The following is a 13,443-nucleotide window of genomic DNA, read 5'->3' as shown; positions in this document are numbered from 1 at the left end:
AGAACTCCTCCAGCTCGTTGGCCGGCGCGCTATTGTCGCCCCCGCTGTCTCAGCAAGGCACAGGGAGAAGACCAATGAAACACGAAGAGGTGCCGGCGCGGTCCGGACTCCTCGATGCGGTGCGCCGCGTGGCCACGGACATCGCGGCGGCGCATGCCGACGACGTGGACGCGAAGGCGCGCTTTCCGATCGAGACCCTGGCCGCGCTGCGCGAACAGGGGGTGCTCTCGGCCAGCGTGCCGCGCGAGTTCGGGGGAGCCGGCGCCAGCCTGCTGGAGCAGGCGCAGGCCTGCGCGGTGCTGGCACAAAGCTGCGGCTCCAGCGCCATGGTGCTGGCCATGCACTACAGCCAGCTCGCATGCATCACGCGACACGGCGCGGACAGCGGGTTTTTCCGCGACTGGATGCGTGACACGGTGCGCCGGCAGGACCTGCTGGCGTCCATGACCTCGGAGAACGGCACCTTCGGCGACACCCGCTCGAGCATCTGCGCGGTGCGCGTCGACGGCGACCGCTTCGCCCTTGAAAAGGACGCCACCACCGGCTCCTATTGCGCGCACGCCGATGCCATCCTGGTCACCTGCCGCCGCGACGAGCAGGCGGCCGCCGGCGACCAGGTGCTGGTCATGGTGCGCCGCCAGGACTGCACGCTGGAGCAGACGACCAGCTGGGACACGCTGGGCATGCGCGGCACCTGCAGCCCCGGCTTCAAGCTCGCCGCTGGCGGTGACGCGCGGCAGATCCTGCCCGGCTCGTTCGCCGACAGCTCGGCCCAGAGCATGGTGCCCACCTCGCACATCCTGTGGGCGGCGCTGTGGTGGGGGATCGCGGCGGGTGCCGTGCAGCGCGCCGCGAAATTCGTGCGCGGCCAGGCGCGCCAGCGGCCCGGCAGCGTGCCGCCCACGGCGCAGGCGCTGGCCCACCTGCAGGTGAAGCTGCAGGCCATGAAGCAGAACTGGGTGTCGGCCGCGCGTGACTTCGACGCGGCCGCCGAGGACCGCGAGGACCTCATGGGCATGGGCTGGGCCCTGCGCCTGAACAACCTCAAGATCGCCAGCTCCGAAGCGGCGCCGCAGATCGTCCACGGCGCGCTGCAGGTGGTGGGCATCGGGGGCTACAAGAACGACAGCCCCTTCAGCCTGGGGCGCCACTATCGGGACGCGCTCTCGGGCTCCCTCATGATTTCCAACGAACGCATCGCCGCCAAGAACGCGTCGATGCTGCTGGTCTACAAGGACGCCATCTGATGGACACCCGCACCTACGACATCGACGGCTTCACCGAAGAACTCGTCGCCCATGGCCTGATCATCCCCACCGGCGTGCCCGGCGCCTACGGCCGCGGGCCGGTGTTCGAGGACATCCTTCGGCGCTTCGACGCGTTGGTGGTTCGCGAGGCCGCGCCCGACGGCGCCCAGGAGCTCACCTTCCCGCCCATCCTGGCGCGCCGGCTGATCGAGCAGCTGGGCTACCTGGACAACTTTCCGCAGCTGGCGGGCTCGGTGCACAGCTTCACCGGCAGCGACCGCGAGGCGCGCGAGCTGTCCGAGCGGGTCCACGCCGGCGAACGGTGGGAAGACCTGCTGTCGCCCACCGAGGTCATGCTCACGCCGGCGGCCTGCTATCCGGTCTATCCCACCTTCAGCGGCTTGCTGCCGCAGGGCGGACGCCTGGTGACCATCATGAACTGGGTGTTCCGCCACGAGCCCTCGCCCGAGCCCACGCGGCTGCAGCATTTCCGCATGCGCGAGTACATCCGCGTCGGTCGCCCGGAAGACGTGCAGGCCTGGCGCGATGCCTGGCTGCAGCGGGGGCTGGAGCTGCTGGGCCGGCTGAAGTTGCCGGTGGCCAGCGACGTCGCCTCCGATCCCTTCTTCGGCCGTGCCGGCCGCATGATGGCCGCCAGCCAGGTGGACCAGCGCCTGAAGTTCGAGATCCTGTGCCCGGTGATCTCGCGCGAGAAGCCCACCGCCATCTGCTCGTTCAACTGGCACCAGGAGCACTTCACCTCGCGCTTCGGCATCCGTCAGCACGACGGGGGGGTGGCGCACACCGCGTGCCTGGGCTTTGGCCTGGAGCGCGTGACGCTGGCCCTGGTCAAGACCCATGGCTACGACCCGGCCGACTGGCCGCGGGACGTGCGCAGCCTGCTGTGGAACGACGCATGAGCCGGCTCGCCGTCCTGCCGCAGCTGCGGCCCGAGAGCTACCAGCGCCATCCGCTGCAATCGGACAGCGTGGCCTGGCCCGAGAAGAACTGCTACGCCGACCTGTGGGTGGGCTTCGTGCACGCGCTCGGGCTCGACCCGCAGGCCATGCTCGGTTTCACCGCGTCGATGGATTTCGAGGGCGACCAGTGGACCTTCTTCAAGCCGCCTTCGTCCGACCTGCGCCGCCTGTACGGCATCGACGTGCAGGAGCTCACCGTCTACAAGCCGCTGCTGGCGCACGCGCAGGAGCACCTGGGCGCCGGCCGCCTGGTCAGCACCGAGGCCGACGCCTGGTGGCTGCCCGACACCGCCGGCACCGACTACCGCGGCCAGCACACCAAGACCACCATCCTGCTGGCCGACCTGGACGTGTCGGCGCAGCGGCTGGGGTACTTCCACAACGCCGGCTATTTCGAGCTGCAGGGCGAAGACTTCCGCGGGCTGTTCCGACTCGATGCGCCCGCGGACCCGGCATTCATGCCGCTGTTCGCGGAGACCGTGCGCATCGATCGGCTCGAGCGCGCGAGCCCGGCCGAGTTGTCCTCCATCGCCTGGGACCTGCTGCGCGAGCACGTGGCCTGGCGTCCGCGCAGCAACCCGTTCACGCGCTTTGCCGAGCGCCTGGGGCACGAACTGCCGCAGCTGCAGCAGGCGGGGCTGGCGCACTACCACCTGTGGGCGTTCGCCACCGTGCGCCAGGCCGGCGCGGCCTTCGAGCTGCTGGCCGCGCACCTGCGCTGGCAGGCCGGGCAGGGGCGGGCGGGCCTCGATGAAGCGGCCGATGGCTTCGATGCCATCGCGCAAGCCGGCAAGGCCCTGATCCTCAAGGGCGCGCGCGCCGTGAGCACCGGCCGCGCGCTCGCCGCCGACGACCTGCTGCAGGGCATGGCGGATCACTGGGAGCAAGGCATGGGCCGGCTGCAGGCCGCCTTGCACGCCCGCTAGGAAAGCGGCCAGGCACGAGCCGCATCGCAGGGAGATGGAATTGAAGACAACGAGCAATGACAAACGCGGCGCGCCGGCTGGCCTGCGCGCGGTGGGATGGGCCGTGGCGCTGCTGGTGGCGGGCTGCGGTGGTGGCGGTGGTGGTGAAGGTCCGGCGGCCGAGCCGGTGGCCAGCGCGCCGGTGCAGGTGGCCGACCCGGTGGCGGACCCCGGCGGGGCAACGGCGCCTGGAGGTTCCGCACCGCCGCCGTCCTCCGCGCCGGCACCCGAACCGGCGCCTGGGCCGGCACCGGCTCCAGTACCCGCTCCAGCGCCCGCGCCCGCTCCAGTACCCGCTCCAGCGCCCGCGCCCGCTCCAGCACCCGCTCCAGCGCCCGCGCCCGCTCCGGCCGACCTGCAGATGGCGCCGAACGCCAGCTACACCGTGCCGGCCGGCGCCACCGGCACCTACACCCTGCGGCTGCCTCGCAACGAGGACCTGCGGGTCGGCGATACGGTGGGCGTCACGGGCAGCGGCAGCGTGCGCTGGCGCATCGCGCAGCACGACGGCCAGCACGTGGACACCATCGGACTTCCGGGCAACACGGTGCCGGGCACGCGCTACGTGCCGCGCACGGTGGATGCGTCGCTGCCCGCGCAGGCGTGGTCGGCCATCGCCACCTCGGCCGACGGCAACACCCTGGTCGCCGGCGCGCGCGGCGGCAGCATCCACTTCTCGCGCGATGGCGGCGAGAGCTGGACCCGCAGCAACGCACCGACGGCCGGCTGGGGCGACATCGCCATCTCGCCCGATGGCCGCTACCTGGCCGCGGTCGATCGCCTGGGCCAGCTCTACACCTCGGCCGACTCGGGCGCCACCTGGGCCGGCCGCACCGGCACGCGCTACTGGGGCGGCGTGTTCATCTCCGCCGACGGCCAGCGCATCGTGGCCACCGAAACTGGAGGATCGATCCACCTGTCCAACGACGGCGGCGCCACGTTCAGCCCGGTGGCCGGAACTGCGAACACCGACTGGCGCGAGATCGCCGGTTCACAGACCGGTGACCGCCTGGTCGCGGTGGCCTCGTTCTATGGCGGCGACCCGGCGCGCCAGGGCGTCTATGTCTCCGAGGATGGGGGCCAGAGCTGGACCCGGCGCGACATCACCGGCGATCCGCCGCCCACCGGCAACTGGTCCTTCGCGGCCGCCAGCTACGACGGCCGCCGCATGGTGGCCGTCGACAACGGCGGCTACCAGTGGATCAGCACCGACGGCGGCGCCACCTGGACCATGCGCTTCGCCTACAGCAACTGGTCGGGCGTGGCGGTCTCGGGCGATGGCCGCGTCTTCAGCGCGCTCGAGCCGCGCAACGACGCCCGCGGCTGGAACGGCTACACCTTCGTCAGCACCGATGTCGGCTGGACCTGGAACTGGTACGGCGAGAACCGCTGGTATCGCGGCCTGAGCCTCTCCATGGACGGCAACTGGATCGCCGTGGGCGACATCGGCCCCGACGGCCGTGGCGGCCTGATCTACACCTCGCAGGGCAACCGCACCGCCATCGGCGCGCCGGGCTGGCTGGAAGGTGAGCCCGCGGCCCTCATCGAACTCACTTACCAGGGGGCGGGGCGCTTCTCGGTGACTGGTCACGCGGGCGGCGCCTTCGCCATCCGGTAAGAAGTGGCAAAAGGATCGGAGCCGGCGCGCCCCACGATCGGACGCTCCGCCGTCCTACAAGCGGCCCGGGTTCGAATCTCGACCATTGGGCCGATGGAGCAGCAAGCGACACCGCCGGACGACGTCCCGGCCGACCACGCCGAAGGCCTGCGGCACCCCAACATTGCCGACGCCTCGCTGTCGCAGGGCGCCGAGACGCTGGCGCAGCACCTTGCCCGCACCGGCCGCCTGCCGGCCATGAAAGGCATGGCTTTGTCGGCCGAGCTGCTGTCCGCCCTGGACTTCGCGCACGCGCAGGGCAGGGTGCACGGCGGCATCGACCTCCAGCACCTGCTGGTCAGCCGCAGCGGCCGGCTGCAGGTGATCGGCTTCGACAGGCCCGTTGCAGCCGGGCCGGCGCCCAGCGCCGCGCAGGAGGCGCCGCCCCACCTGGCGCCCGAGCAGGTGCTGGGGCTGCCGGTCGACCACCGGGCGGACCTGTATGCCGCCGCGGTGGTGATCTACGAGTTGTTGACCGGTGTGCCGCCCTTTCCGGGCGTGCCGCAGCGAATCCTGGGTGCGCCGGCCTTGCCCGCGCAGGCGGCGCGACCCGAGCTGCCGCCGGCAGTGAACACCGTGCTGCAGCGCGCGTTGTCGTCGAACCCCGAAGCGCGCTTCCAGCGCGCGGCTGAATTCTCGGCGGCCTTGCAGTCGGCCCTGGGCCGGCCGCTCTGGGCCGGATCGAGCGAACCGGTTGCCGCGCCCGTGGCCGCCGCCAGCGCGGCATCGGCGGTCGCCACGCCGCGGCTGCAGCGATTCGAGACGGCCGTGGCGGCGGCATGCCTGGCCACGATCGCCTACCTCGCCAGCCTGGCCACGGCCCCGCCCACGGTGCCGCGCGTGGCACCCGGCTGGAGCTACCTGGAAGCTCGGCCCACGCCGCCCGGAGCGGCCGCCGTGATCCCGGCTCGGGAGTCGATCGCGGCTGGCGAAGAAGTGATCGTGCTCGGGGCGTCGCCGCCACCGTCAGAACCGCTCGCCGCGAGCACGCCCCAGCCACCCTCGGCCCCGCAGCCGGTGGCCGACCAGCCGCCTGATGCACCCGCCGGTCCTGCTGCACCCCGGCAGCCGGTGGGGGCGGAACCGGCGCCCTCTGCCCGCGCCAGCCCTTCACCGCAACCGGCGATCGTGCGGGCGGCCGCGCCACGCTCGGCGGACGGCGCATCTCCCGCGCCAGCGCCCGCCAGGCGGGCGATCCGCCGTCCGCAGCCCGCGTGGGTCGAGCTGGGCTGCCGCCAAGGCAACTCACTGGCGCGTGACATGTGCACCGTCTTCCGGTGCGCCACGGCGGAATTCCGGCGGCACCCGATCTGCGTGCGCATGCACGCCGAGCAGCAACGCGTGCGTGATCGCATGGCGCTGTCGCAGGGCGGGCCGTAGCGTTGGATTTTCTGAGGAATCGAAGAAAATCCGCGCGACCGGTTTAAATTCACGCCGGTGTGCGAACAGGCGGGTCTGGCGGGTACGCACATGCCCTGACCCTGGTGGATTTCCGGCCGGTCGACGGGCGAGTGCCACTACCATCGAAGCCCGACCTCAGCTGTATCAACGTGATTCATCCACCTACACCGCCTGCCTCGATCGGTTTCGTCGGCCATGCGCTCGCTTCCGTGGAATGCGATGACATCGGCGCCTGGATGTTCGAGAGCAGCCCCGATTGCGTGAAGCTGCTTGACCTCGATGGGCGGCTGCTGCGCATGAATCGCAATGGCCTGTGCCTGATGGAGCTCGAATCCTTCGGGTCCCTCGAAGGCGCCCCCTGGAGCGCCCTCTGGCCGGCCGAGTCGCGCAACACCGTCGCCGCCGCGGTCGCCGCCGCGCGCCGGGGCGAGGTCAGTCGCTTCCGCGCGCCTTGCGCCACCGCCCAGGGCACCGAGAAGTGGTGGGACGTGACCGTCTCCGCCGTCCGCCAGGGCGGGGCCATCAGCCACCTGCTGTCGGTCTCGCGCGATGTCACCGAGCTGGTGAAGGCGATCGATGCATCCGAGCAGGCGCGCGAGGTGGCCGAGCAGGCCACCCGGGCCAAGTCCGTGTTCGTGGCCAACCTCAGCCACGAGATTCGCACCCCGCTCAATGCGATCGTCGGCCTCGCCCAGCTGCTGGGGGCCAGCGATCTTCGGCCGGCCGACCAGGCCCAGCTCGCCAAGATCCGCCAGGCGGGGCAGCACCTGCTCGCGCTGATCGACGACGTCCTCGACCTCTCCAAGGTGGAGACGGGCCGGCTGACGCTGAACGAGCGCGACTTCGATCTGAAAGACGTGCTCGACCGGGTCACCGGCATGCTGGGCGACAAGGCGCGCGAGCGTGGCATCGCGCTGGAAGTGACCGTCGCCCCGAAGGTACCCACCCGCGTGTTCGGCGACCCGGCGCGCCTGTGCCAGGTCCTGCTGAATTACACGGCCAATGCGCTGCGCTTCACCGACGCCGGCCGCATCGCCATCGACATCCGCCTGGCCGCGCGCGACGACGATTCCGTGTTGCTGCACTTCGACGTGATCGACAGTGGGCGCGGTTTGTCCGAGGCCGAGATCGAGCGCCTGTTCGCCGACTTCAGCCAGGCGCGGCAGCCGGTCCAGGGCGGCAGCGGCTTGGGCCTGGCCATCTGCAAGCGGCTGGCCCGGTTGATGGGCGGCGACGTCGGCGTGGAAAGCGAGCCGGGGCTGGGCAGCCGGTTCTGGTTCACCGCGCGGCTGCGCGAGCGGGCGACGGACGGCACGGCCCTTGCCGAGTTCGCCGAGCCGCCGGCGGTGCTGGCGGGCAAGCGCATCCTGCTGGTCGATGACGACGACCTCAATCGCGAGGTCGTTCAGCAACTGCTGGAGATGGCCGGCTCGCGGGTGCACACCGCGACGAACGGGCGCGAGGCGCTGGACACCCTGGCCCGGGGCAGTTACGACGCCGTCCTCATGGACCTGTTCATGCCCGTCATGGGCGGGCTGGAGGCCATGCGCCTGCTGCGCCAGCACGCGGCGTGGCAACACCTGCCGGTGATCGCCATGAGCGCCAACGTGCGCCCGTCCGACCGCGCTGCCTGCGCCGAGGCTGGCGCCAGCGACTTCGTGGCCAAGCCGATGGACGTGGGCAAGCTCTGGAGCGTGCTGGCGCACTGGACCAGCCGGCCGGTTGGTGGTGCGGCACCGGCGGGGCACGGGGACGAGTTCTTCGCCGCGACGATCCCGGGCCTGTTGAAGCCGTGAGCCTGCTTGCTCGTCTGGCCTGATCCTGTTGCCACTCCGTCTGGCCTGAGCCTGTTCTCACTCCGTCTGGCCTGAGCCTGTTCTCCTCCGTTCGCCCTGAGCCTGTCGAAGGGCTCGTACCCACACCCGTTCGCCCTGAGCCTGTCGAAGGGCCCCCGAATGAGCGCGATCGGAGAAGATCTCCTTGGATCAATTCTTGTAGCACTCGCTGCAAGCCGGGATTTCGCCCCGGCGGGCGAGTCCCTTTCTTTGTCTCGCCAAAGAAAGGAACCAAAGAAAGGCGACCCCACTGTCTGCGTCCCTCGACGCCCTGCGGGCGCCGAGGGCAACCTGCGGTGCTCGGACGGCGGGGGAAGCGCAGAAACTCGCCCCTGCGGGGCTCAGACAGTCTGCGCTTCTATTTCCCCGCCGTCCTGCGCTCCTCGGCGCAGCCACAGGGGATTTTCTTCACGGGCCATCGCTGCGCTCGGCCTGGGGGGGGACCGCTCCCGTCGCGATGAGCCTGCCGCCCCCCCGGTGAGCGTCACCCCGCGCACCCTGAGCCGCCTCCCACCGTTCGCCCTGAGCCTGTCGAAGGGCCCCCGAATGAGTGCGATCGGAGAAGATCTCCTTGGATCAATTCTTGTAGCACTCGCTGCAAGCCGGGATTTCGCCCCGGCGGGCGAGTCCCTTTCTTTGTCTCGCCAAAGAAAGGAACCAAAGAAAGGCGACCCCACTGTCTGCGTCCCTCGACGCCCTGCGGGCGCCGAGGGCAACCTGCGGTGCTCGGACGGCGGGGGAAGCGCAGAAACTCGCCCCTGCGGGGCTCAGACAGTCTGCGCTTCTATTTCCCCGCCGCCCTGCGCTCCTCGGCGCAGCCACAGGGGATTTTCTTCACGGGCCATCGCTGCGCTCGGCCTGGGGGGGACCGCTCCCGTCGCGATGAGCCTGCCGCCCCCCCCGTGAGCGTCACCCCGATCGCCCTGAGCCGCCTCCCACCGTTCGCCCTGAGCCTGTCGAAGGGCCCCCGAAGGAGTGTGATCGGAGAAGATCTCCTTGGACCAATTCTTGTAGCGGTCGCGGCAAGCCGGGATGTCGCCCCGGCGGACGAGTCCCTCTCTTTGTCTCCCTCTGTGTCAGGCTAGTTGTCGCTTCTGATCCTCAACCTTGGCGGGAGATCTGGAGCGGCAGAACATGCCACCGAAGCGATACACACCTGAGCAAAAGAGATGGGCCCTGGAGCAGTTGGGGCCGCCGCACAATCGGCAGTCGATCGACGTTGCACGCGAGCTTGGCACCACGACGGTGAGCCTAGAACCGAGCACAGGGCGCGGGCTCAGTGCGGGCCATCGCTACGCTCGTCCTTGCAGGGCAAGCATCGAAGTGACGGGCGCTCTGGCGCACCCTTCGACAAGCTCAGGGCGAACGGCTGAGGGGGCGAGAGGGTGCGGCTTTCGGTGCGGGCGAAGCGCTATCGGACGCCAATCAACTCCCGAGCCTGAAGCTGTGCACCCGGTGCTGCCCCAACAGGTGCACCCGCAAGGGCGACGTGAACAGCCTGCGCAGCGCTGGTGCCTCCACCGACAGCCCACCCGCATACGCACCGAAAGCCGGCAGCACGAGCTTGCGGCCGTCCTCCGCGAAGCAGGGCCGCTCCACCGAGGCGCCCCGGTGCGCGATGCGCGCCTTCGGATGGAAGTGGCCGCTGATCTCGTTCACCGCTGCGGGTTCGGCTTCGTGGCGGAACACCAGGCCGTCGGCCTCGAACACGTCGTAGGGCGTGAAGCCGGGTGGCACCACATCGCGGTCATGGTTGCCGCGGATCCACACGGGATCCAGCCGCCGCAGCTGGTCGAAGTCGGCGCGCGCCAGCGGATCGAGGCGCGCCAGCCCGCCCGGGTCGTGGAAGCAATCGCCCAGCAGCATCAGCCGCTGCGCCTGCCATCGCTCGCACACCTGGCGCAGCCGCAGCAAGGTGGCGTGCGTGTCGTAGGGCGGCAGGAAGAAGCCCCGGCGCGCATGGTGCGAGCCTTTCTCCAGGTGCAGGTCGGTGGCCACCAGCAGGCGATGCCGCGGCCACCACAACGCGCCGGTCGGGTCCAGGACCAAGGCCTGCCCGCCGAACACGATCGTCATGCCGGCACGCCTTCCTCGAACCCGGCTTCGGCCAGCAGGGCGTGTTCCAGTTCCTCCAGGTGCCAGTCGCCGGCGTCCTTGCGCGCCACGCTCTCCCGCGCGATGTCCAGCATCAGCGGCACCGCCAGCGGCGAGACCGCCTTGAGTTCGCGCACGATGATGTGGCCCTGCACCCGGTTCAGCACGTCCGACAAACGGCCCACGTCGATCAGCCCGCCCATGGCCTCCTGGTAGGCGGCGCGGATCAGCACGTGCTGCGGCTCATAGCGCATCAGCACGTCGAAGATCAGGTCGGAGCTGAAGGACATCTGCCGCCCGGTCTTGCGATGGCCCGGGTGCTGCCGCTCCACCAGGCCCGAGATCACCGCCACCTCGCGGAAGGTGCGCTTGAGCAAGGGCGTGTCGTGCAGCCAGTCGGGCAGTTCCTCGCCCAGCAGCTCGACCGAGAACAGTTCGTACAGATCGCCCGGCCGGCGCATCGACCAGAACACCAGCGCATAGTCCGACGCCACGAAGCCCAGAGGCCGGCGGTCCAGCCGCTTGAGCCGCCGCATCACCAGGAACCCCAGCGTCTGGTGCGCCTGCCGACCCGCGAAAGGGTAGGCCACGGTGTAGAAGCGGTTGCCGCGCTTGAAGCTTTCGACCAGCAGGTCGTCCATGCCCGGCAGTTGCGAGCGTTGCTGCTGCAATTCCAGCCAGGCGCCCACGTCGTCCGGCAGCTTGCGCCATTGCCGCGGGTGCTGCAGCAGCTCGCGCACCCGCCGCGCCAGGTGCGTGGACAGTGGCAGCTTGCCGCCGTCGTAGCTGGGGATGCGCGCGGTGTCGGCGGTGGTGGATGACACCATCACCACCCCATCGACCAGCCCTTCGAACTGCACCACCTGGCCGGCGAAGAGGAAGGTGTCGCCGTGGCTCAGGTGCTCGATGAAGGACTCCTCGATCATCCCCAGGTACTGCCGGCGCCGCTTCACCTTCAGCATGGGCGCCTCGACGATGGTGCCGACGTTCAGCCGGTATTGCCGCGCGAAGGCCGGCGCGGTGAGATGCCACCGGCCGTCCTCGCCCAGGGCCAGCCGCCGGTAGCGCTCGTAGCTCTTGAGTGCGTAGCCGCCATCGGCCACGAAGCGCAGCGTCTGGTCGAAGTCCTCGCGCGACAGCTCGCTATAGGGCCAGGCGGTGCGGACCTCGGCGTACAGCCGGTCGGCATCGAAGGGCGAGGCGCAGGCGGTGCCCACGATGTGCTGGGCCAGCACGTCCAGGCCGCCCGTGCGAACGGCGGTTCCGTCCAGTTCGCGATGCGCCACCGCGTCCAGCGCCGCCTGGCATTCGAGCACCTCGAAGCGGTTGGTCGGCACCAGCAGGGCCCGGCTCGGTTCGTTCAGGCGGTGGTTCGATCGGCCGATGCGCTGCAGCAGCCGGCTCACGCCCTTGGGCGCGCCCACCTGCACCACCAGGGCGACCTCGGCCCAGTCGATGCCCAGGTCCAGCGACGAGGTGGCGACCACGCAATCGAGCTGGCCCCCGGCCATGCGCTCCTCGACGCGCCGGCGAAGCGCCGGTTCGAGCGAGCCGTGGTGCAGGCCGATGCGCAGGCCGCGCTCGTTCATCTGCCACAGCGTCTGGAACACCAGCTCGGCCTGCGCCCGCGTGTTGACGAAGACGATGCTCATGGGGCTGTGCGTCAACGCCTGGTAGATCTCGGGCATGGCGTAGCGCGCCAGGTGTCCCGCCCACGGAATGCGCGCGTCGGGCTCGAGGATGCGGATGTCGGGGCGAACCCGGGCCGGGGCGCGCACGATCGCCCCGTGAGGTCCGCACAGCCAGTCGCGCGCCAGCTCCGGGTCGGCGATGGTGGCCGACAGCCCGATGAAGCGCGCCTGCGGAGCCAGCGTGCGCAGCCGCGCCAGCGCGAGCGCCAGCAGGTCGCCGCGCTTGGATCCCATCAGCGCGTGCAGCTCGTCCACGATCACGAACCGCAGCCCGGCGAAGGTGGTGGCGGCATCGTCGTACGAGATGAGCAGCGACAGCGATTCGGGCGTGGTCATCAACAGATCGGGTGGCCGCACGCGCTGGCGCTGCCGCTTGCCCGAGGGCGTGTCGCCGGTGCGGGTCTCGTGCGTCACCGGCAGCTTCATCTCGGCGATGGGCCGGCCGATGTTGCGGTGAACGTCCACCGCCAGCGCCTTCAGCGGAGAGACGTAGAGGGTGTGCAGTCCGCGCGTGCGCTGTGGGTTCGCCAGCAGGTCGGCCAGGGCCGGCAGGAAGCCGGACAGCGTCTTGCCGGCGCCGGTGGGCGCGCACAGCAGCACGTCCCGGCCGGCGGTGGCCGCCTCGAAGGTGGCGAGCTGGTGCGCGAACCAGTCCCAGCCGCGGCCGCGCAGCCAGTCGGTGAGCGGCTGGGGCAGGGCGGGCGGCTTGCGCGGCTTCATGGGGGACGGTGATCAGGTGGCCGCCAGCAGCACGGCGCCATAGAGGGCCGCGCCACCCAGGAAGGCACCGAAGCGGCTCTCGCGCTCCTGGGGCAGTTCCTCCTTCACCACGTTGAGGATCACGCCGCCGGCGAGCACCGCAATGAGCATCTTCACGGACAGCTCCGACACCTCGGTGGCCAGGCCCAGCGCCCATCCGCCCAGCACCGCGGCCGCCAGCAGCCAGCGGCCGAGCCGGTCGTAGCGCCCCTTGTGGTGTTCGCGCAGCGAATGGTCGTTCACCACGAAGTGCAGGCCCATGGCCACACCGTACAGCAGCAGGTTGTCGCGCTCGCCATGCACCAGCAGGTAACCGATGGCCAGGTTGTACAGGCCGAAGGAGGCCACGTGCAGCCAGAACGCGCCTGCGCTGGTGCTGTCGGGCTGGCCGCGTCGCCGCTCGTTGGAGCGCGAGCGATCGGCCAGGTGCTCGAGCCCGTAGAACAGCACCAGCCCGCCCAGGGCGACCAGGTAGATCGCGCTTTGCCCCGGCACCACCCCGAGCGCGCCCCGCTCCTGCAGGTGGTGCTGGCCCTCGTGCAGCTCGGGCAGCAGGTGGAGGAAGACGTAGGCGACCGAGATGCCGCCGGCCGTCGACAGCCACACGCTGCGGGGCGGGCCCGACAGCGCGACGGTGCCGCGGGCGACCAGGTGGACGGTGGCGAGCAGGAAGGCGAGCAGGCTTTCGAGCAGCATGGCGCCCACCAGCGTAGTGCCTGCCGAGCGGCGGCGGGGCGGCCACTGCCGGGCCGCCGCGTCGGACGCGGCCGCGCCGAGCGCATCTTGGGAGCCTGGGCGGCAGGGCGACGGGCCC

At 70.8% G+C, this 13,443-nt stretch carries 9 protein-coding genes; 6 read left to right on the top strand and 3 right to left on the bottom strand.

What is annotated here, in order from left to right:
• Positions 1–74 precede the first annotated feature (74 nt).
• The 6 genes from JI739_RS03195 (at position 75) to JI739_RS03170 (ending at position 8,046) form a co-directional block, all read left to right on the top strand.
• Positions 75–1,247 carry an acyl-CoA dehydrogenase family protein gene (locus JI739_RS03195; protein ID WP_201682385.1) on the top strand — a complete coding sequence of 391 codons (1,173 nt, stop codon included), beginning with the start codon at positions 75–77 and terminating at the stop codon, positions 1,245–1,247.
• Positions 1,247–2,167: an amino acid--[acyl-carrier-protein] ligase gene (locus JI739_RS03190; protein ID WP_201682384.1), complete on the top strand. Its 921-nt coding sequence runs from the start codon at positions 1,247–1,249 to the stop codon at positions 2,165–2,167. Before JI739_RS03195 ends, JI739_RS03190 begins: the two co-directional genes overlap by 1 nt.
• Positions 2,164–3,153, top strand: coding sequence for a DUF1839 family protein (locus JI739_RS03185; RefSeq protein ID WP_201682383.1), 990 nt, complete (start codon positions 2,164–2,166; stop codon positions 3,151–3,153). The genes JI739_RS03190 and JI739_RS03185 overlap by 4 nt, the downstream gene beginning before the upstream one ends.
• A 34-nt stretch (positions 3,154–3,187) precedes the next feature.
• Entirely contained in the window at positions 3,188–4,810 is a 1,623-nt protein-coding gene (locus JI739_RS03180) for a WD40/YVTN/BNR-like repeat-containing protein (RefSeq protein ID WP_201683344.1), read from the top strand.
• A gap of 93 nt (positions 4,811–4,903) precedes the next feature.
• Complete coding sequence (locus tag JI739_RS03175) at positions 4,904–6,229, top strand: serine/threonine protein kinase (RefSeq protein ID WP_201682382.1); 1,326 nt, start codon at positions 4,904–4,906, stop codon at positions 6,227–6,229.
• Between the two features lie 230 nt (positions 6,230–6,459).
• The gene (locus JI739_RS03170) at positions 6,460–8,046 is read left to right on the top strand and encodes a response regulator (RefSeq protein ID WP_201682381.1); all 1,587 of its coding nucleotides are present in this window, start codon (positions 6,460–6,462) and stop codon (positions 8,044–8,046) included.
• Between the two features lie 1,464 nt (positions 8,047–9,510).
• On the opposite strand, the gene pdeM is transcribed toward JI739_RS03170, so the two are convergent.
• Genes pdeM through JI739_RS03155 form a run of 3 tightly spaced genes read right to left on the bottom strand, consistent with a single transcriptional unit; the run spans position 9,511 to position 13,325 of the window.
• The gene (pdeM, locus tag JI739_RS03165; RefSeq protein ID WP_201682380.1) at positions 9,511–10,161 is read right to left on the bottom strand and encodes a ligase-associated DNA damage response endonuclease PdeM; all 651 of its coding nucleotides are present in this window, start codon (positions 10,159–10,161) and stop codon (positions 9,511–9,513) included.
• On the bottom strand, positions 10,158–12,590 hold the full coding sequence (locus tag JI739_RS03160) for a ligase-associated DNA damage response DEXH box helicase (protein ID WP_201682379.1): 2,433 nt from the start codon (positions 12,588–12,590) through the stop codon (positions 10,158–10,160). The genes pdeM and JI739_RS03160 overlap by 4 nt, the downstream gene beginning before the upstream one ends.
• A 12-nt stretch (positions 12,591–12,602) precedes the next feature.
• A complete protein-coding gene (locus tag JI739_RS03155; RefSeq protein ID WP_201682378.1) occupies positions 12,603–13,325 on the bottom strand; it encodes a hypothetical protein in 723 nt (240 codons plus the stop codon).
• Between the last annotated feature and the right edge of the window lie 118 nt (positions 13,326–13,443).

The organism is Ramlibacter aurantiacus, from assembly GCF_016722895.1.
Lineage (GTDB): Bacteria > Pseudomonadota > Gammaproteobacteria > Burkholderiales > Burkholderiaceae_C > Ramlibacter > Ramlibacter aurantiacus.
The sequence above is the reverse complement of the archived record's forward strand: the minus strand, read 5'-3'. Positions and strand labels throughout refer to the sequence as shown.

Coding starts and splice junctions, on each gene's coding strand:
- JI739_RS03190 (WP_201682384.1), top strand. CDS start 1,247: ATGGACACCCGCACCTACGACATCGACGGCTTCACCGAAGAACTCGTC.
- JI739_RS03160 (WP_201682379.1), bottom strand. CDS start 12,590: ATGAAGCCGCGCAAGCCGCCCGCCCTGCCCCAGCCGCTCACCGACTGG.
- pdeM (WP_201682380.1), bottom strand. CDS start 10,161: ATGACGATCGTGTTCGGCGGGCAGGCCTTGGTCCTGGACCCGACCGGC.
- JI739_RS03175 (WP_201682382.1), top strand. CDS start 4,904: ATGGAGCAGCAAGCGACACCGCCGGACGACGTCCCGGCCGACCACGCC.
- JI739_RS03195 (WP_201682385.1), top strand. CDS start 75: ATGAAACACGAAGAGGTGCCGGCGCGGTCCGGACTCCTCGATGCGGTG.
- JI739_RS03185 (WP_201682383.1), top strand. CDS start 2,164: ATGAGCCGGCTCGCCGTCCTGCCGCAGCTGCGGCCCGAGAGCTACCAG.
- JI739_RS03180 (WP_201683344.1), top strand. CDS start 3,188: ATGGAATTGAAGACAACGAGCAATGACAAACGCGGCGCGCCGGCTGGC.
- JI739_RS03155 (WP_201682378.1), bottom strand. CDS start 13,325: ATGCTGCTCGAAAGCCTGCTCGCCTTCCTGCTCGCCACCGTCCACCTG.